We start from the raw sequence: 16,907 nt of genomic DNA on the forward strand, positions 1-16,907 counted from the left end.
TGACGTTCAGCCCTCAAGCTCCTGCGCCAGACCTTCGAATAATAGGGCGACGGCCTCGGCACCGGGATCGTTGTGCCCGATCAGGTTTTCGGCCGGAACATAGGCGGCGCGACCGGCTTTGGCACGATGAATCTGTGCCGTTGAGTCAGCTCCTTTACGCGCTGCCTTGGCGGCCTCGGTCATGCCCGATTGAAGCGCTGCAAGCGCCGGGGCGAGCGCGTCAACCATTGTCCGGTCACCCACCTGTGCGCCGCCCACCTGACTGACCCTGTTCAACCCTTCAACCAGCGACTTGGAAATCGAGGCACCGCTGGCACAGGCATCGCCTGCAGCGTTGAAGAAGATTGCTAGAATAACACCGGATGACCCGCCCATGGTCTGGCTCAGCTCATTGCCCAGCGCCGGAAAAAGCTGCGTAAGGTCAGCCAGCGGCATCCGGTCTATGCTGACTTGCAAGGCGCGCGCTGCGGTCGCCAATGTGCTACCGGTGTCCCCATCCCCGGACTTGGCGTCCAACTCGTTCAGTCTGCTTTCCGCATTGATCAGCAGTTCCGACAGGCGCAAAATCGTCTCGCGCGTCGCCGGGTTATTCGATGGGATCGGATCGATTGGGGTCAACCCGTCGGGCAGCGGTGCAACCGGCACGGGCTGGATGGCGTTGACACCTGGCCATGCGGGTAAATCAACCGGGGTCTGGAGTGCCGCCAGATCATCGGTGGCAACTGGCAGGATCGACACGGAAAATCCATGCATATCCAAAGACGTCATCATCGGAGCAGGTCCGATGATATGCTGTGCGATACCCGTCGCGGTCAGCGCATGGGTCAGCACCGACATCTCAAGCGGCGTGGTCGAACCCAGGTTGTTGACCAGCGCCACACAGTCGCCCGATCCCACACGCTGTTTCAGCTTTTCGACCACAGTAGACATCGCCGTGACCGCGTTCGAGAAATCGACCTGTTCCACCCCCGGCTCACCGTGGATGCCCAACCCAAGCTCGGCCTTGCCCGGCGCTATTCTCTCTTCTTTGGGCGATCCCGGTACGGTACAGGTATCCAGGCTCATCCCAATGCTGACGACCTTGTCGATCACGGCTTTGGCTGCAGTCGTAACAGTGGCCAAGTCAGCCCCGCCTTCTGCCAACGCGCCCGCGATTTTATGGACAAACAAAGTTCCCGCGACACCACGTGGTTGCGGCAGGTCCGGCAAGGCGATGTCGTCATCGACCACAACCATCTCGACCTTGCGCCCCAGCGCCCGCGCCCTTTCGGCTGCCAACCCGAAGTTCAACCGATCGCCGGTATAGTTCTTGACGATCAGCAGGCAGCCTGCCTCGCCCGTGACAGCAAGTATCCCGGCGAGTACCGCCTCAACCGATGGCGAAGCGAATACCTCTCCGCAAACGGCAGCGGTCAACATGCCCGCGCCGACGAACCCGGCATGGGCCGGTTCGTGCCCGGACCCACCACCCGAAACCAGCGCCACTTTCGACTTGTCCCAGTCCGACCGGTATACAACCTTGATATGCGGATACCCGTCCAACCGTGTCAGCGCGCCGCCGGACGCGGCCAAAAGGCCATCGATCGCATCGGTCACAAGGGTTTCTTTGGTGTTGAGGAACTGGGCCATGCTTTTGCTCCTTAAGTCACACGCGCACCGGACGCGTCAAAGTATAACGGGTTCTGTGGGCGGATTTTTATCATCTTTCCAGCAGGATAGTCCTGATGGACATCAATCAGGGTCACCACCTGATGCCCCTTCAGATCCAGATGCAACCTGGTCTGATCACCCAAGTGCTCGGCACGGATGACGCGGGCATCCGCACCTTCACCTTCAACGATGTTTTCCGGGCGCAGGCCGATCTGCGGGCCTTTGTGACTGCCACCGAACAACTCGGACGGAAGAATGTTGATCCGCGGCAGGCCCAACCGGCTGGCGACATAGACGCTGCCGGGATTCTCGTAAATGTCGCGCGGTGTGCCGTATTGAACCAAGCGGCCGTCTTCCAACACCCCGATATGGGTCGCCATTGTCATGGCCTCGACCTGATCATGGGTTACATAAAGCAGGGTCGAGCCCAGATCAGCCTGAATGCGCTTAAGTTCTACCCGCAGGTCGGCGCGCAGTTTGGCATCAAGAGAGCTTAGCGGCTCGTCCATCAAAAAGATCTGCGGATCACGCACCAATGCGCGCCCGATGGACACGCGCTGCATTTCACCGCCCGACAGCTCTGTGGCCTTGTTGTCCAACTTATGGGGAATCTGCAGGATTTCCGCGACCTCGTTTACCTTGCGCGTGATTTCATCCTCGGGCGTCTTCAGGATCGGCGAGCGCAGTGGGAAGGACAGGTTATCGCGCACCGTCATATGCGGATAGAGCGAGTATTGCTGAAACACCATTGCCACGTCGCGCTGAGCGGGCGTGTCCAGGCCAACATCGCGTCCACCGATGTGAACCGAACCTGCATCCAGTTTCTCAAGCCCTGAAATCAGACGCAGTGTTGTGGTCTTACCAGCCCCGGTCGGCCCCAAAAGCACAACAAACGCACCGTCAGGGATGGTCATCGAGATATCCTTGACCGCTTCAACATTCCCGAACGACTTCGAGATATTCTTCAACACAACCTCAGCCATCGCCCAACACCTCATCGTTCAGCACTGACCGCAACGCCCGGCCCGATGATTTCTCGAACAGCGTGACTGTTGGAGAGCGGAAATCCAGACCCACGAGATCTCCGGGGGTAACCGTTTCGCGCGCATCGATGCGGGCTTTCAACTCACCATTGGGGCTTTCAAGCGTCACGATCTGGGTCGTCCCCAAATATTCTGCCGCCAGGGCCTTGGCACGGTAGTTACTGGCATCGGACAGGAACACATGTTCCGGGCGTACACCAAAGACCAACTCGCCTTCGGCTCCTTCCAGCAGTTTGGGCACCGCCTCATCATGACCGTTGAGCCGCACGGATTCTGCACCGGGCACCACCTTGCCCTGAAATGGTAGGAAGTTCATTGAAGGTGAGCCGATGAAGTCAGCCACAAACATGGTCGCGGGTTTGTCATAGATCTCTTGCGGTGTTCCAAACTGTTCGATTACCGCGTTGTTCATCACCACGATCTTGTCGCCCATTTGCATAGCCTCAAGCTGATCATGGGTGACGTAAACTGTTGTTGCGCCCATACGATCATGCAATGCGCGCAGTTCTTCGGCCATGTGTTCGCGGAACTCGGCGTCCAAAGCCCCTAGCGGCTCGTCCATCATGAAGGCCTTGGGCTCGCGCACAATGGCGCGACCAAGGGCCACGCGTTGCCGGTCACCACCTGACAACCCACCCACCGGGCTGTCCAGAATGTCGGTGATCCCCAGAATGCCCGCAACCTCTTCGACCTTCGCCTTGACCGCTGCGCGCGGCATGCCCTGAGAGATCAACGGATAGCTGATGTTCTTACGCACATTCATATGCGGGTAGAGCGCGAACATCTGGAACACAAAGGCAATATCACGCTCAGACGGCGGGCTTTGACTGATCTCTTCCCCGTCCAGATAGATCTCACCCGATGTCGGCAGCTCGAGACCAGCAATCATGCGCAACGTGGTTGTCTTGCCACAGCCCGAGGGGCCAAGCAGCATGAAGAACTCGCCGTCCTCAATGGTGAAAGAGCTTTCACGGACGGCCGTGAAGTCCCCAAACATCTTCTTTACGTTTTTGACGACGATCTCAGCCATCCGCAATCACCTCACCAATACGCAAGAGATTGCCATCAGGATCCCATAGCGCGGCCTCTCTCATGCCCCATGTCTTGTCTTCAGCGGGCATGAACTTGGGAAAGGCCCCAGTCTGCGGCAGCCCCAGCTGCGCGACACGATCTGAAAACTCATCAACATTGGTCGGCCGAATATAGACACCATGGTCGCAAGTTTCGGGCCGATTTTCGGGCTTTGCGAAAAAGTGAAGCTCTACCTTTTCATTGTTCATCAGCAGATAGCCTTCATCCTTGTACCAAGTGTCGAAACCAAGATCGGCATAGAAGTTCTGGGTCGCGTCAAAGTCGCGTGACGGAAGGATTGGGCAAGCTTGTTCCCACATCTATTCGCCCTCCGGAAAATGGCTGACGATGATGAACATGACGGTTCCAATCAGCGTGACAATGAAGGAATAGGTGAAGGCCCACAGGACAAAAGGCTGCATCAGCATCAAGACCCCGACAGCGATCAGGATGGTCGCCACCATTTCCCAGGGTCCACGGCGCAGCCGCAGCAATCCGTTCAGAAACTTGGTCATTTGCGCACCGCTCCGAAAGTGATCCCGCGCAGCAGATGCTTGCGCATCAGGATGGTGAAGATCATGACCGGGATCAGGAAGATCGTGGCCCCTGCAGCGACGGCCGGCCAATCGAGTCCACCGATCCCGATGATTGTGGGAATGAAGGGTGGCGCTGTTTGGGCATTGGCCGAAGTCAGCAGTACTGCAAACGCATATTCGTTCCAGGCAAAGATCAGGCAGAAGATCGCGGTTGAGGCAATACCGGTCGCGGCCTGTGGCAGTACCACCTTGTAGAAGGCTTGGAACCGCGTGTAGCCATCGATCAGGGCGGCTTCTTCATACTCGCGTGGGATTTCGTCTATGAAGCCCTTTAGCAGCCACACTGCCAGCGAGATATTCACCCCGGTATACAGCAAGATCATCCCCAAATGCGTATCGCTGAGACCCAGATTGCGGAACATCAGAAAGATCGGGATCGCCACCGCAACCGGTGGCATCATCCGTGTACTCAGGATGAAAAACAGCAGATCGTCTTTCAAAGGCACCTTGAAACGGCTGAACGCATAGGCAGCCAAAGTGCCCAGAAAGATGCTCAGGAAGGTCGATCCGAACCCGATAATCACCGAGTTCATGAACCGTTCACCAAATTTCGAGGGTCCGACGATGACCATGTCGTATTGACGCACGATCTCATCCGCCCAGTTCTGTGGCGGGTTCGCTTCCAGAAACTCCTGTGTCTGCCGCGTGCGTGTGGTGAACAGGTTGACATATCCCTCAAGCGTCGGGTCAAAGACAAGCTTGGGCGGATAGCTGATTGCATCTGCGGGGGATTTGAACCCGGTCAGCAAGATCCAGACCAGCGGGATCATGGTGATCAGCGCATAGGTGATGACCAGTACACCGGCGATCCACTTCGACCGGTTGGTCGGTTCGGTAACAGAAAAGCCGCTCATCTCTGTTTCACCTTGTTCAGGGCTTTGACATAAATCGACGCAAGGCCGAACACGGTGACGAACAAGATAATTGCATAGGCAGACGCATATCCCGTTCGCCATTTCTCGAACGCTTCACGTTTCAGATTGATCGAGGTCAGCTCGGTCGTTGATCCTGGGCCACCTCCGGTCAATTGGACCACAAGATCGAACATCTTGAAGTTCTCGATCCCGCGGAAAAGAACCGCCAGCATCAGGAAAGGCAGTACCATGGGAATGGTGATCGTGAAGAACTGCCGCAGCTTACTGGCACGGTCGATTTCGGCAGCCTCATAGATATAGTCGGGGATACTGCGCAGCCCGGCCAGGCAGATCAGCATCACAAACGGTGTCCACATCCAGGTGTCGACGATCACGATGGACCACGGCGCCAGTTTCACCGATCCCAGCATCTCGAAACTGGAGGGTTCTTTGCCCGTGAACCAAGAGATGATGTAATTGAATAAGCCGATTTGCGGCTGGTACAGAAACTTCCAGAAATTCCCAACCACAGCAGGGGACAGCATCATCGGCAGCACGATGATTGTTGTCCAAAGATCGTTGCCTTTGAATTTCTTGTTGATCAGCCAAGCCAGGGTGAAGCCGATCAGGACCTGAAAGAAAATCGTCCAGAACAGGAAATGCGCCGTTGCCTGCATATTCAGCCAGGTGTCAGAATCCGTCAGGATCCTCTCGTAATTCCTGAACCCTACATCCTTGATCTCGCGTCCGATCCGGTTGGCTTTGTAATTGGTAAAGCTCAGTTGGATGGTCCAGATCAAAGGAAAGATGTTGATCGCAAGCAGCAGGAAGATCGTCGGAGCAATGAATATCCAGGCGATCGCGCGGTCCGAAAGCCCCCGGATTTTTCGCGCAACTCTCACGGGCGTTGCCTGCGCAACGCGGTCTATGGTCCTGTCAGACATGTCTTGGCCAGTTCTTTTCGGTTTCGGACCTGAGGGTCGCAGAGCGGGCGACGGCCCGCTCTGAACCATTGTTCAGGACTACAGTTTGCCTTCGTCTTCGAAGACTTCGGTCCAGTCTTCGATCAGAAGATCAAGCGCTTCCTGAGCGGTGCCTTGGTCAGCAACCACATAGTCGTGAATGCGCTTTTGCATCGCCAGCAGCAGTTCCGCATAGGCTGGCTCTTGCCAAAAGTCCTGCACGCCCGCCATCGCTTCTAGGAAGTCGCCGGCAAAGGGCTGGCTGTCGACGAAACCGGGATCTTCCAGCACCGAATTATGCGCCGAATATCCACCCAGCTCCCACCACTTGGCCTGAACCTCGGGTTGGGCAAACCACTTGATATACTCAAGCGCTGCGTCCTGCTTGTCAGAATAGCTGACAACAGAAATGCCCTGCCCACCCAGGGTCGAGCCCGGCTGGTTCTGCGGCGGGTTCACGAAGAAGTCGATCTTGTCACCGCCGGTGTTCGGATCAGCATAAAGCCCCGGGAAGAACGCAAACCAGTTCATCGCCATAGCGACCTGACCAGACTTAAAGGCGTCCAGGCTCTCACCCATGTAAGAGTTGGTATAGCCCGGAGGTGTCGCGGTCTCGTAGAATTCTTTGTAGAATTCCAAAGCTTCCACCGCCTCGGGCGAGTTTACCGCCCCTTCCATGTCGTAAGATCCCGGCGTGTTCTCATACTTGAAGCCCCAAGGGTACAGCGCGCCGGTCACACCCATGGTGATCCCTTCGGATCCACGCTCGGTAAAGATAGCCGCACCATAGACGGTTTTGCCGTCAATCTCGCGACCTTGGAAGAACTGGGCAATCTGCAACAGCTCTTTCTGAGACTGCGGTTCGCGCAGGTCCTGGCCGGTTGCTTCCTTGTAGGCTGCCTGAATTTCAGGATCTGCAAACCAGTCTTTGCGATAGAACCACCCGTTTGCATCACCCATGGCAGGCAAGGCGTAATAGTTCGGCGTACCCTTTGGCCAAGTCGAATAAGCGTAGACGGTCGCCGGAGCGAAATCATCCATGCTGATCCCTTCAGCATCGAAGAAATCATTCAGCTTTACGTAATGCCCGTTCTCGGCACCGCCGCCGATCCATTGGCTGTCACCAATCAGCAAGTCACAAAGCTTGCCGCCCGAGTTCAGCTCGTTCAGCATCCGGTCTGCAAAGTTCGGCCAGGGCACAAATTCGAAATTCATGGTGTGGCCAGACTGGGATTCGAATTCCTTCGAAAGCTCAACCAGTGCGTTGGCCGGATCCCACGCCGCCCAACACAGTGTCAAATCGTCAGCATTTGCCTTGGTAGAAAGAGTAGTAGCGGCAAGGACTAGTGCGCTGGCCGAAGCCAGTTTTGTGTAAGTCATCCATTCCTCCCTTTTTGCGCCGTCGACCGAGGATGTGCGAATCGCGGCATATGTCCAAGGCTATTTGAGGTACGCACCTCAAGTCTAGGAATTTTTGAGGTTCGTACCTCAACCCAGGAAAAAACTCACGTTTCCGGTTCAAACAAACGCTTTTGGATTTGATGTTTGCATCCGGAAACGGCGCAAAGTTTCAACGAACTATCGATACGACAGTCGCGCGATTCGTGACTACACTCGCCAGCCAGCATTTCAAGCGAACGGCAGCTTCAGATGATCAAACTCTATCAATTTGCCCACAGTTGCGACAGGGTATTGGACTTAGAAATTTGCCTCAGCCTTCAAGCCAGGTGCCATAGTCGCTGACCAGCAAGTGCGTGGGCGCCTGGTCTTCTTCGACGTTCGAGAACCGACCAATCGGTTCGCGGAAGATGTTGTCAGTCTCGTCGTCATTGACGGTTGAGACCTCTCCGATCAACACATCGCCGCCTTCGCCCCAGAACGCGTGCCAGTCACCCGGTTGCAAGGTCACGCTTTCGCCCGGTGCCAGTTTGAGCTTCTCGCCCGGCCCATACGGGCGTCGGATGCCGTCACACCAAACAGTTCCCCCCTGCTCCGCCGCAAAAGAGCCATCCTCGTTCGAGCCAAAAAGCTCGATTACCAGCGTGGCACCACCGCGGTTGATGATGTCTTCGGCCTTGATGACATGTGTGTGCATCGGCGAAAGCTGATCCTGACGCGAGATCAAAAGCTTTTCGGCATAACACATGCCCCGACCCTGCTGCAGATCAGCCAGACGGCCATTTCGCAATGTGAACAGAAACAGTCCCATTTCATCAAAGCGCCCATCGCCATAGTCGGTAATGTCCCACCCGCAGCGCGCGTCGATCAGATGCTGCGCCTCGGCGCGCTTTGCCTTGAACTCATCGGGTGTCCAATAGGCAAAGGGGGGCAAGGTAAAGCCAAAGTGACGGATCATCTCGTCAGCTTCGGCCATGATTTCATTGATTCTGGACCGCTTCACGCGACTTCTCCTGTGAGTTTCAGGAACTCTATTACCATCGCCGCCGTCCATGTGAAATGAGGACCACCGCAGGGGGCGCCATTCATCGGGTCAAAATATTCGGCAAAGCCACCGATATGGATCAGCTTCATGCTGTCGGCGATGATACGGTCAGCGGTATCTTTGTGACCATCCCGTAGCAACCCGTCAGAGATCATGTAATTCACGATCAACCAGGACGGCCCGCGCCAATAGCGGGCACCGTCATAGCCTTCGACATCGGGATCGTGGCTGGGGATCAGATACTTGACCCGACGCCCCAGGTCATCAATGCGTGCCGCAATAGCGTCGGCGCGGGATTGTTCGATCCGCGCGAACACGGGCAAGAGTCCTCCGATGGACGGGCTGTCGATCAAAGCTTCGGCCGCGCGGTCGAAACACAAGTACTGCTGATGTTTGTCGCTCCACAGGGTCTCCATCGCGGCAAGACCTTTTTCTGCAAGACGGCGTTGCTCGGTCGCCAGGACATCATCGCCAAGCTCTTCCGCCAAAGCGGCGAGATCGGCGCAAGACCTCAGCAGGATCGCGTTAAAGCCAGGATCGACCACCGTGAAGGGTGATGCATCATGCAAAAGCGAGTTATCCCACCTAAGACTGCGGAAATGCTGCACAAGCCAGATATAGCGCTGATACTGCTCTTTCGTCGGCCGATGTGCCGGATCCGCGTGCATCGTGTCGCGACGGGTGAACTCTCCGACACCCTCTGTCGGAACGCGCGAAAAGGCATCATCCCAATCGATCGAATTGTCGCGCCCGGATTCCCAAGGGTGAATAATCGCCACCAGCCCCGTGCCGTCCGGGTCACGGTTAGCAAAGAACCAATTGTGCCAAGCCGCGATCTTGGGCAACAGAACCTTGGCTCGCCGCTGCGCCATATCCTTGTCATGCGCCCGATCGTATAGGCGGCGAATGGCAAACCCGGTGACGGGCGGCTGTGTGATGCCCGAGGACGGAACCTTGCGATTGGTCGCCCAAACCTCGGGGCCAGGGAAGTATCCGTCATCTTCTTTGTGGAAGATGATATGCGGCACCATCCCGTCTTCCCACTGATGCTCGAAAAGAGTTTCTATCTCCGTCCAGGCGCGGGATTCGTTGATGTAATACTGACCCAACGCGGACAGGGCGCTGTCCCAATTCCACTGGAACGGATAGAGCCCATGGGTCGGTACCGTGTAATGGCCCAAGTCATTGCGCTCCAAGATCTCGACAGCTTGGTCATAAAGGACGTTATTCATTTTTGTCTCCGGCGATCAGGCCACGGCAAATTGCGACTGTGTGTCGAACCAACGAAAGCACCTGTTTTTTGATGTTCCAGCGACCTTACTCCTCGAGCCACTCTTCACGTTACTCTTTGGAATGAAACTGCAGACGTTACTCGCCACACCGCAAGTCCCTAACCAAAGGCTCATTCAGGTTTCAAGCTGATGTTGCTTTGCAGGTGATCAGCACAAGACCCCACAGGGCGTTCGTTAGAAAAACCCTGGGAGAGATCGAAGCGCAAACAAGACCTAATCGACAGTGTATCCTCGAGTCGCATTGCTACTCCCAAACAAAGCTCAAAACCAGGTATTAGGACCCAACAATTCGTGGCTCTGTGCGTTGCAATCGGATCGCAAGCACAATCATAGTCACCTGACGCATATTTCTTACAGATCCGGGTGAGTTTACGGGCAATCTGATATAACGTTATACCTGATGTCAACTCAAATCCATGGACCGGAGGGTTGCTTCGCCGAGGTTCTCGCTCCGAACGCCTTGCAAGCTCGCCTGCTTGAATTCAAAATCTGCCGCAGTTGTATTTCCAAGTGAGACCGATGGCTGAAAAACCAAAGCTCGAAACCGTGGCGAAAAAGGCCGGTGTTTCCATTGCCACGGCAAGCCAGGTCATGCGCGGCACAGGACGAATATCGGACAAAACCAGGACAAAGGTGCTCGAAATCGCGCGCATTCTAAACTACGTGCCAGATGGGCGCGCGGCGTCGATGCGATCTGGCGAAAGCCGCGAGATCGGGTTTACGATTCACCAGATTGCCAACCCGTTCAACGCTGAGGTTATCAGTGGGGTGAGCGACTTGCTTGAGACCGAAGGCTACCTCGTCTCGGTGCTTGACTCGCAAGACGATCCCAAACGCCAGAGGAACCAGCTGGAAACCTTCATACGCGGTTCACGCGGAGGTTTGCTTTGGGTCCCTGCCAGAAATACTCCGCTGTCTACTCTGGAACTGCTACGCACCCATCGAACGCCAACCGTTTCGTTCTTGCGCCGCGGAGACACCTCTGAATTTGATCACGTAGGGATCAAAAATTTTGAGGCGACACAAACAGCTACTCGACATCTTTTGGCTCTAGAACACAAGAAAATAGCGTTTCTCGGCGGTATCGCCGATGTCGAAGTCCGAAACCAGCGCATTGCCGGGTATAGATCGGCACTGGAAGAACATGGCTTGAACCATCCGGTGATCTGGGAATGCCCCGACAACAAGCTTTCTGGCATGAAAGCAATGGCCGGGCTCAAAGAGGCACATCCAGAAGTAACAAGCGTTGTGTGCAACGGAGATATGATCGCGATTGGTGCGTGTCTTGCTCTTGTTCGCATGGGGCTCAAGCCTGGCAAGGACGTATCTGTCATTGGTTTTGACGATATTCAGGATGCAGCAGTTTCCGCACCGCCATTAACGACGATGGCGGTTTCGCCGTACAATCTTGGTCAACAGCTGGCTCAGGTTTTGCTGGAAAGAATACGAGAACCGGAACGGCCTGTTTCTTCGCATGAAGTTTCCGCAAAGCTTGTAGTTCGGGAAACCACCGGCATTGCAAAACCGTCGCGTGGAAAACTGCCGAAAAACTGAAACGGGCAAAATTCCCGTGGGGTCATGGCTTACAGCGATGGCAACACGACGCAGCGCCACGACAAAAAGAGCTTGATTTCCTTACGTCTTTAGCTCGGCGGTGTCAGGACGCTCGTCAACGTCGCAGTTGTTGCCAAAACCACCACCATTGTCAAAAACTCAAGCTCGATCGAACGGGTCAGGCGCTGCCCGGCCCTTGCATCTCCACTTCGCAGGGCCGGAACAAACTGAAGCTTGTTGAATGCTGCGAAGATCAACAAGAGGCCAACAAGAAAGATTTTGAACAAAAGCGCACGACCATAGCCGGTTGCGAAGAGTGCCTGAATGCTGCCGACAAGCGCCCAAGCCATTACCAGACCCGCCGCGACCAAGAGCGGCACAACAAGTACACCCACCTTGCCAAATCGGTACCCTAGCTCCGCCGCATCTAAAAGCTGCCCTGGTTCAAGCGCCATTCTGCGAAGTGGGGCAAAGACGCCAAGCCAAAACGCTGCGCAAAGCAGATGTAGGAAAAGAACAACTTGAAAACCAAACCGTCCAAGTTCCGGCACATGACCGATCAGAGCAAAGGACCAAAGCGCCAAGAGGCCTCCGCAAAGAGCAATCCAACGGCCAAATCGTGGGACAAAGCATCCAAAAAGAAGCAAAACGGCGGCTAGTACTTGGCATACAAGCAGGTATCCCACGGATGTCTGCCACAGCAAACCAAGCATCTCGGGGTCGACCATACCATCGATCTCGCCTTTAAGTGCAGCTCCGCGAAGCAAAAAACCGATAACCGCCGCGACCAACGCTAAACAGGCCAGAACGATGGTCTGACGCTTCAACTCAGGGCTTATTCGCGCCACCAAACCAGAATAGACGCACCCGATGATCACAACCCCGGTAGCACCGATAAAGCTTAGGTAAAGTACAAGCTTGGCAAGGATTGCGGCGACACCCCAAACGTCCAGCATGTCTATTCCACAGTAAAAGAAAACTCGCCTTGCATCGTGTGACCGTCCACACCCAAACCTCGCCACTCGATAACATATGTACCGCTGCCCTTGCTCGGCAACGGTATCGAAAAGTTCTGTTCGAAATTCGTTTGGTCACCCAGTTCGAGTTTGACAGCCTTCTCCTGTTCAAAGGCCAGTCCAACTCGCGTTAACCTGATTTCCTGGTCAAATCTCAGCTCAACTTCACCCGGTTGATTGGGTATCGTTGCACCATCGGTTGGGGTCGTCGTTTCTACTTTCGAATGCGCCATGGCAAAACCGGAAAGCAGGACCAAAATCACGAAAGCCAGGATTGTCTTCATACTGTTTCTCTTGGTTTTTTCCGCGCCACTTTCCGGTCAAAACTTTTGGCGACCACCGCAGCGAGGTTACCATAGACCAGAACTTTGCTTGTTATGAAGCATCAATCGTCAGATTGACGAATGGCGAAACGCCATTTCGATCCGTTTCATTATCTACGCGGTTTTTATTCCTGATCCACAATGCGCCATCAAAACTTCAGGGTTCGCCGCTGCCCGCGCAAGAAGCGGCCAAACTTCGCAGCCCTGGATTTGAGCGAGGAGAACAACAGTAATTAAACCATGGATCACCGGTGCAATTATGATCTTTCGGCCACATACCGAAGGTGACAGCTTATTTCAGCAAAAACCCGTCAGCCCAGGAATAGAACTTTAGGCTTGATCCCCTCCCCTATTTTCCTTAAACGACCGCAATCCGGTGCCGCGTGTTCGCGACTCCGGTGTTTTTGGTTTGTCTTCTGGCGTGGCGCCCCGCTTTCTTCGGCCCAAGGCGTGCTGATGGCAGACCGGACCAAAGGAACAGTCGACCTGATCTCTGGCGGGCTGCGGTGCAGGACCCGGTAGAAGACCAAGAGCTCTGAGGGCGCGCTCAAACTTCGTGGACCAACCACGAGCAGATAGGAGTACCTGCGATGGACCTGATCGCACAGCTTGAGGCGGAGCAAATTGCCGCCCTGGGGAAAGACATCCCCGATTTCAAAGCCGGTGACACCATCCGTGTCGGCTATAAGGTGACCGAAGGGTCGCGCACCCGTGTGCAGAACTATGAAGGCGTCTGCATTGCGCGCAAGAACGGCGAAGGCATCGCCGGTTCGTTCACCGTTCGCAAGATTTCCTTTGGCGAAGGTGTGGAACGTGTGTTCCCGCTCTTTTCGACCAATATCGACAGCATCACCGTTGTCCGCCGTGGGCGCGTTCGTCGCGCCAAACTGTACTATCTTCGCACCCGTCGTGGTAAATCCGCACGTATTGCAGAAGTCACCAACTACAAGCCCAAGGCTGGCGCCGAGGCGTAAGGAGCGGAAAGATGAAAAAAGACATCCATCCCGATTATCACGTCATCAACGTCAAAATGACCGATGGCACCGTGGTTCAGATGAAATCCACCTGGGGCGCCGAGGGCGACCAGCTGGCTTTGGAAATCGACCCTTCCTCGCACCCTGCGTGGACCGGTGGCGGCACCCGTCTGATGGACGCAGGCGGTCGTGTGTCGAAGTTTAAGAAGAAATACGAAGGTCTGGGCTTCTAAGCCAAACCTGTTTCGAATGCGAAAGGCCGCCTGTTTGGGGCGGCCTTTTTCGTTTGGGTCAGCTGAGCGGTGGATTAAGAAATCGTAATCTTTTGCCCATCCGGGCCGCAGGTTGCGCGCACATCTAAAGGTGACCAGAGCGTTACCCCAGGAGAGTGCAATGCTATCGCCCACCAAATTGCTCGCCGCCACTGCAACCGTGGCCCTGTTGTCGCAAGCCGCTATCGCTGGCCCTGCCGACCAAAACACAGAGTTGCCCCCGCAGGATGAATATCTGGTGGATGGGATGCCCCTTTGGGGACCGTTCACTCCGGATTTTCCGCTGTCATTGCTGATCGAAAATAGCGGTGAGGCTCAGACCTCGTTGTCGACAATGGTCTAGCGCCCACCGCCGCAGGCTTAGACCCAAACCGACAGCGCCACAGGCAGAACCAGGATTGTGGCCAGGGTCGAGACCAGAATAAAGCCCGCCACGTCGGGCCCGTATTCCGGCACATGCTGATCGATGAAAAGATAGGTTGCCACGGATGAGGGCATCAGGCAGCACAGGATCACCGCGCCGCGCTCCGCACCCGTAAAGCCGAACAGCCAGACCAAAGCACTGGCGATCACAACGGCCATGGCGAGGTGCAGCCCGGTCAGTAGTACCGCGCGCCAAAGGCTTTGGATTTGTAGCGTCGCGAGTGTATGGCCCAGTGTCAGCAACATCAGCGGGATCGACAGCCCGCCCAGTATGTCAAAGGATTTGGCGATGGGTTGCGGCAGGCTGGTCCCCGTCGCCATCAGCACCAATGACAGCGCAACCGCATAGATGATCGGCGACGTCGCCAGTTTCTTGGGGGAAAACGCGCCAGCCGGGATCCACATGCCGATGGTAAATATGCTGATCAGGACCACGACGACAAAACCCATCGTATAGGCCATGCCCGCATTGCCCAGAGCCAGCAACGTGATCGGCAGACCTATGTTCCCGACATTCCCGTGCATCAAGGGCGTCAGGAATGCGCGCACCGGAAGGCGCATCAACCGCAGCGCCACAAACCCCAGAACACCAAAGCCCGCGATCGCCAGCGCGGCGGCCGCCATGACGTCCAGGAACGTTCCGACAGCAATGGTCGTAGCCGACAGGTGCGAGATGATCAGTGTCGGGTATCCCACCCGCGAGACAATGCCGCCGATCACCTTGTTGTCGAAAGGCGCTTTGGTCACGGCCAGCCCATAGCCGATTCCGGCGCAGATCAGCACGGGCAAAACCACGTTGAGAACGTTGAGAAACAGGTGCTCCACCCAAAGCCTCTTGCGCTGATGTCTTGCACAGACTGTGGTTGAGCGGCAGGAATTTGACAAGCCTTGGCCTGTAACGCCCCCGCATCACGGGATTTTCCGGAAAACGCGCGCGGAACCTCAAAACCGCAGTGTGAAGTCCTTCCCTTCGACACTCACACAACATATAGTGGCATGCAACAACGTGTGGATAAACACGGCGGGACACTGGGAATACAGGCATGGCACATATCATCGTAGTCGGGAATGAAAAGGGCGGCGCGGGTAAATCAACCGTATCCATGCATGTGGCCACCGCGCTGGCGCGACTGGGACACAAGGTCAGCACCCTGGATCTGGATTTGCGCCAACGCAGCCTGGGTCGCTATTTCGAGAACCGTTTAAACTTCATGAAAAGCGCTGGATTGAACCTGCCCAGCCCACGCCACCATGACCTGCCCGAGATTGATCCCAGCACGCTGAGACCCGGTGAAAATATTTACGACCACCGTTTGTCTGCGGCCGTGGCCGAGCTGGAAAGTGACAGCGACTTTATTCTGATCGACTGCCCCGGCTCGCACACGCGTCTCAGCCAGGTAGCCCATTCACTGGCCGACACTCTGGTGACGCCGCTGAATGACAGTTTCATCGACTTTGACCTATTGGCGCGGATCGATTCCAAGGGTGAGAAAATCCTTGGCCCCTCGGTCTATTCCGAGATGGTCTGGAACGCGCGGCAATTGCGGGCCCAAGCAGGTCTGAAGCCCATCGACTGGGTCGTTGTGCGCAATCGCGTCGGCACCCAGCGCATGGTCAACAAGGAAAAGATGCAACGCGCGATCGAGATGCTGTCCCAACGCATCGGCTTCCGCGTCGCCTCGGGCTTTTCCGAACGCGTGATCTTTCGCGAGCTGTTCCCACGCGGGCTGACCCTGCTGGACCTCAAGGATATCGGGGTCAAACAGCTCAACATCTCGAACATCGCCGCCCGCCAGGAATTGCGGGACATGATGAAAGAGCTGAGCTTGCCGGGTGTTGAGATCGATTTTTGACGGCCCCCACGGAAGAATTGACCGGAAAGCTCCTTCTCTAACACCCAGACAGCAACATAGACCCTTAGGATTAGATGTTTGGCCCATATCCCGCCTCCAAGTATGCAAGGTGAGCTTGGTGCTTGGAATGATGGTGCCGGAGTGTCTCTTGAAAGCTGGGTTGGGTATGAAGGCAACTATAAGTTGGCTGTTGGGTATGCCGCGCTGTTGTGGCCAAGGTTCGAGGCAGTCGGACAATACATCCTCGTTGAATGGGTCCACAAACAAAGTATCACGGAGTTCGAAAACCAGCCCAACTCGACACCCAAAAGTGTGGAATGTGTGCTTAACCATCTCCACCTGGCCGATTTTCATAACCACGATCGAGACGACATCTCCCACGACAAACTTCTTTTTCTGGGCAACATCGTCAAAGAGATGTGGGATGCTAAATTGCGCGCGCAATTCCCAGACAGGCCGTGCACGGTCCAGTTTTTCGTTCCAGAGGACCCCGAAGAGCTATCGGAGTACCAAATCTCGTTCTGGCAAACGGCGTGGGACACCTCCGCGCACAAATAGACTTAAGTCGGCTCTTTTCCTCG

At 55.7% G+C, this 16,907-nt stretch carries 20 protein-coding genes; 6 read left to right on the forward strand and 14 right to left on the reverse strand.

The features are described from left to right. Positions 1-6 precede the first annotated feature (6 nt). The 11 genes from GOW40_RS16800 to GOW40_RS22475 form a co-directional block, all read right to left on the reverse strand. Positions 7-1,629 carry a dihydroxyacetone kinase subunit DhaK gene (locus GOW40_RS16800; protein WP_171133044.1) on the reverse strand — a complete coding sequence of 541 codons (1,623 nt, stop codon included), beginning with the start codon at positions 1,627-1,629 and terminating at the stop codon, positions 7-9. An 11-nt stretch (positions 1,630-1,640) separates the two neighbouring features. After that, positions 1,641-2,633 carry an ABC transporter ATP-binding protein gene (locus GOW40_RS16805; protein WP_171133045.1) on the reverse strand — a complete coding sequence of 331 codons (993 nt, stop codon included), beginning with the start codon at positions 2,631-2,633 and terminating at the stop codon, positions 1,641-1,643. Beyond that, entirely contained in the window at positions 2,626-3,723 is a 1,098-nt protein-coding gene (locus GOW40_RS16810; RefSeq protein WP_171133046.1) for an ABC transporter ATP-binding protein, read from the reverse strand. The genes GOW40_RS16805 and GOW40_RS16810 overlap by 8 nt, the downstream gene beginning before the upstream one ends. After that, on the reverse strand, positions 3,716-4,084 hold the full coding sequence (locus GOW40_RS16815; RefSeq protein ID WP_171102461.1) for a VOC family protein: 369 nt from the start codon (positions 4,082-4,084) through the stop codon (positions 3,716-3,718). The genes GOW40_RS16810 and GOW40_RS16815 overlap by 8 nt, the downstream gene beginning before the upstream one ends. Beyond that, complete coding sequence (locus GOW40_RS16820; RefSeq protein WP_171133047.1) at positions 4,085-4,279, reverse strand: hypothetical protein; 195 nt, start codon at positions 4,277-4,279, stop codon at positions 4,085-4,087. Further along, positions 4,276-5,214, reverse strand: coding sequence for a carbohydrate ABC transporter permease (locus GOW40_RS16825; protein WP_171102466.1), 939 nt, complete (start codon positions 5,212-5,214; stop codon positions 4,276-4,278). The genes GOW40_RS16820 and GOW40_RS16825 overlap by 4 nt, the downstream gene beginning before the upstream one ends. Continuing rightward, positions 5,211-6,158, reverse strand: coding sequence for a carbohydrate ABC transporter permease (locus GOW40_RS16830; protein ID WP_171102468.1), 948 nt, complete (start codon positions 6,156-6,158; stop codon positions 5,211-5,213). Before GOW40_RS16830 ends, GOW40_RS16825 begins: the two co-directional genes overlap by 4 nt. Positions 6,159-6,236: 78 nt before the next feature. Continuing rightward, positions 6,237-7,556: an ABC transporter substrate-binding protein gene (locus GOW40_RS16835; protein WP_171133048.1), complete on the reverse strand. Its 1,320-nt coding sequence runs from the start codon at positions 7,554-7,556 to the stop codon at positions 6,237-6,239. Positions 7,557-7,887: 331 nt separating this feature from the next. Further along, positions 7,888-8,577, reverse strand: coding sequence for a D-lyxose/D-mannose family sugar isomerase (locus GOW40_RS16840; protein WP_171133049.1), 690 nt, complete (start codon positions 8,575-8,577; stop codon positions 7,888-7,890). After that, a complete protein-coding gene (locus tag GOW40_RS16845; protein WP_171133050.1) occupies positions 8,574-9,851 on the reverse strand; it encodes an amylo-alpha-1,6-glucosidase in 1,278 nt (425 codons plus the stop codon). Before GOW40_RS16845 ends, GOW40_RS16840 begins: the two co-directional genes overlap by 4 nt. Before the next feature lie 542 nt (positions 9,852-10,393). Beyond that, positions 10,394-10,564 (reverse strand): hypothetical protein, encoded by a 171-nt coding sequence (locus GOW40_RS22475; RefSeq protein ID WP_371731864.1) that lies wholly within the window; start codon positions 10,562-10,564, stop codon positions 10,394-10,396. On the opposite strand from GOW40_RS22475, the gene GOW40_RS16850 reads away from it, so the two are divergent. Beyond that, entirely contained in the window at positions 10,482-11,465 is a 984-nt protein-coding gene (locus GOW40_RS16850) for a LacI family DNA-binding transcriptional regulator (protein ID WP_371731861.1), read from the forward strand. The two genes, GOW40_RS22475 and GOW40_RS16850, sit on opposite strands and share 83 nt — an antisense overlap. A gap of 89 nt (positions 11,466-11,554) precedes the next feature. On the opposite strand, the gene GOW40_RS16855 is transcribed toward GOW40_RS16850, so the two are convergent. Further along, complete coding sequence (locus tag GOW40_RS16855; protein ID WP_171133052.1) at positions 11,555-12,421, reverse strand: copper resistance D family protein; 867 nt, start codon at positions 12,419-12,421, stop codon at positions 11,555-11,557. 2 nt (positions 12,422-12,423) lie between these two features. Next, positions 12,424-12,765 carry a copper resistance CopC family protein gene (locus GOW40_RS16860; protein WP_171133053.1) on the reverse strand — a complete coding sequence of 114 codons (342 nt, stop codon included), beginning with the start codon at positions 12,763-12,765 and terminating at the stop codon, positions 12,424-12,426. A gap of 629 nt (positions 12,766-13,394) precedes the next feature. Between GOW40_RS16860 and rplS the strand changes: the two genes are divergently transcribed. The 3 genes from rplS (at position 13,395) to GOW40_RS16875 (ending at position 14,393) form a co-directional block, all read left to right on the forward strand. Then, positions 13,395-13,778: a 50S ribosomal protein L19 gene (rplS, locus tag GOW40_RS16865; RefSeq protein WP_171133054.1), complete on the forward strand. Its 384-nt coding sequence runs from the start codon at positions 13,395-13,397 to the stop codon at positions 13,776-13,778. Between the two features lie 11 nt (positions 13,779-13,789). Beyond that, a complete protein-coding gene (rpmE, locus tag GOW40_RS16870) occupies positions 13,790-14,011 on the forward strand; it encodes a 50S ribosomal protein L31 (protein WP_008757924.1) in 222 nt (73 codons plus the stop codon). Between the two features lie 160 nt (positions 14,012-14,171). Then, entirely contained in the window at positions 14,172-14,393 is a 222-nt protein-coding gene (locus GOW40_RS16875; RefSeq protein WP_171133055.1) for a hypothetical protein, read from the forward strand. Positions 14,394-14,410: 17 nt separating this feature from the next. Here GOW40_RS16875 and GOW40_RS16880 read toward each other — a convergent pair whose 3' ends face one another. Next, complete coding sequence (locus GOW40_RS16880) at positions 14,411-15,298, reverse strand: AEC family transporter (RefSeq protein WP_171102484.1); 888 nt, start codon at positions 15,296-15,298, stop codon at positions 14,411-14,413. A gap of 218 nt (positions 15,299-15,516) precedes the next feature. Here GOW40_RS16880 and GOW40_RS16885 point away from each other — a divergent pair, with 218 nt between their 5' ends. Together GOW40_RS16885 and GOW40_RS16890 are read left to right on the forward strand one after the other, a co-directional pair. Next, positions 15,517-16,326, forward strand: a complete 810-nt coding sequence (locus tag GOW40_RS16885; RefSeq protein WP_171102486.1) for a division plane positioning ATPase MipZ — start codon at positions 15,517-15,519, stop codon at positions 16,324-16,326. A gap of 102 nt (positions 16,327-16,428) precedes the next feature. Further along, positions 16,429-16,884 (forward strand): hypothetical protein, encoded by a 456-nt coding sequence (locus tag GOW40_RS16890; RefSeq protein ID WP_171231094.1) that lies wholly within the window; start codon positions 16,429-16,431, stop codon positions 16,882-16,884. Positions 16,885-16,907: the final 23 nt, after the last annotated feature.

The sequence above is a fragment of the Ruegeria sp. HKCCA6707 genome (assembly GCF_013033515.1).
Lineage (GTDB): Bacteria > Pseudomonadota > Alphaproteobacteria > Rhodobacterales > Rhodobacteraceae > Ruegeria.

What these genes read in the sequence shown, in the direction of transcription:
- GOW40_RS16800 (WP_171133044.1), bottom strand. Translation starts at nt 1,629, where the DNA reads ATGGCCCAGTTCCTCAACACCAAAGAAACCCTTGTGACCGATGCGATC.
- GOW40_RS16805 (WP_171133045.1), bottom strand. Translation starts at nt 2,633, where the DNA reads ATGGCTGAGGTTGTGTTGAAGAATATCTCGAAGTCGTTCGGGAATGTT.
- GOW40_RS16810 (WP_171133046.1), bottom strand. Translation starts at nt 3,723, where the DNA reads ATGGCTGAGATCGTCGTCAAAAACGTAAAGAAGATGTTTGGGGACTTC.
- GOW40_RS16815 (WP_171102461.1), bottom strand. Translation starts at nt 4,084, where the DNA reads ATGTGGGAACAAGCTTGCCCAATCCTTCCGTCACGCGACTTTGACGCG.
- GOW40_RS16820 (WP_171133047.1), bottom strand. Translation starts at nt 4,279, where the DNA reads ATGACCAAGTTTCTGAACGGATTGCTGCGGCTGCGCCGTGGACCCTGG.
- GOW40_RS16825 (WP_171102466.1), bottom strand. Translation starts at nt 5,214, where the DNA reads ATGAGCGGCTTTTCTGTTACCGAACCGACCAACCGGTCGAAGTGGATC.
- GOW40_RS16830 (WP_171102468.1), bottom strand. Translation starts at nt 6,158, where the DNA reads ATGTCTGACAGGACCATAGACCGCGTTGCGCAGGCAACGCCCGTGAGA.
- GOW40_RS16835 (WP_171133048.1), bottom strand. Translation starts at nt 7,556, where the DNA reads ATGACTTACACAAAACTGGCTTCGGCCAGCGCACTAGTCCTTGCCGCT.
- GOW40_RS16845 (WP_171133050.1), bottom strand. Translation starts at nt 9,851, where the DNA reads ATGAATAACGTCCTTTATGACCAAGCTGTCGAGATCTTGGAGCGCAAT.
- GOW40_RS22475 (WP_371731864.1), bottom strand. Translation starts at nt 10,564, where the DNA reads ATGCGCGCGATTTCGAGCACCTTTGTCCTGGTTTTGTCCGATATTCGT.
- GOW40_RS16855 (WP_171133052.1), bottom strand. Translation starts at nt 12,421, where the DNA reads ATGCTGGACGTTTGGGGTGTCGCCGCAATCCTTGCCAAGCTTGTACTT.
- GOW40_RS16860 (WP_171133053.1), bottom strand. Translation starts at nt 12,765, where the DNA reads ATGAAGACAATCCTGGCTTTCGTGATTTTGGTCCTGCTTTCCGGTTTT.
- rplS (WP_171133054.1), top strand. Translation starts at nt 13,395, where the DNA reads ATGGACCTGATCGCACAGCTTGAGGCGGAGCAAATTGCCGCCCTGGGG.
- rpmE (WP_008757924.1), top strand. Translation starts at nt 13,790, where the DNA reads ATGAAAAAAGACATCCATCCCGATTATCACGTCATCAACGTCAAAATG.
- GOW40_RS16875 (WP_171133055.1), top strand. Translation starts at nt 14,172, where the DNA reads ATGCTATCGCCCACCAAATTGCTCGCCGCCACTGCAACCGTGGCCCTG.
- GOW40_RS16885 (WP_171102486.1), top strand. Translation starts at nt 15,517, where the DNA reads ATGGCACATATCATCGTAGTCGGGAATGAAAAGGGCGGCGCGGGTAAA.
- GOW40_RS16890 (WP_171231094.1), top strand. Translation starts at nt 16,429, where the DNA reads ATGCAAGGTGAGCTTGGTGCTTGGAATGATGGTGCCGGAGTGTCTCTT.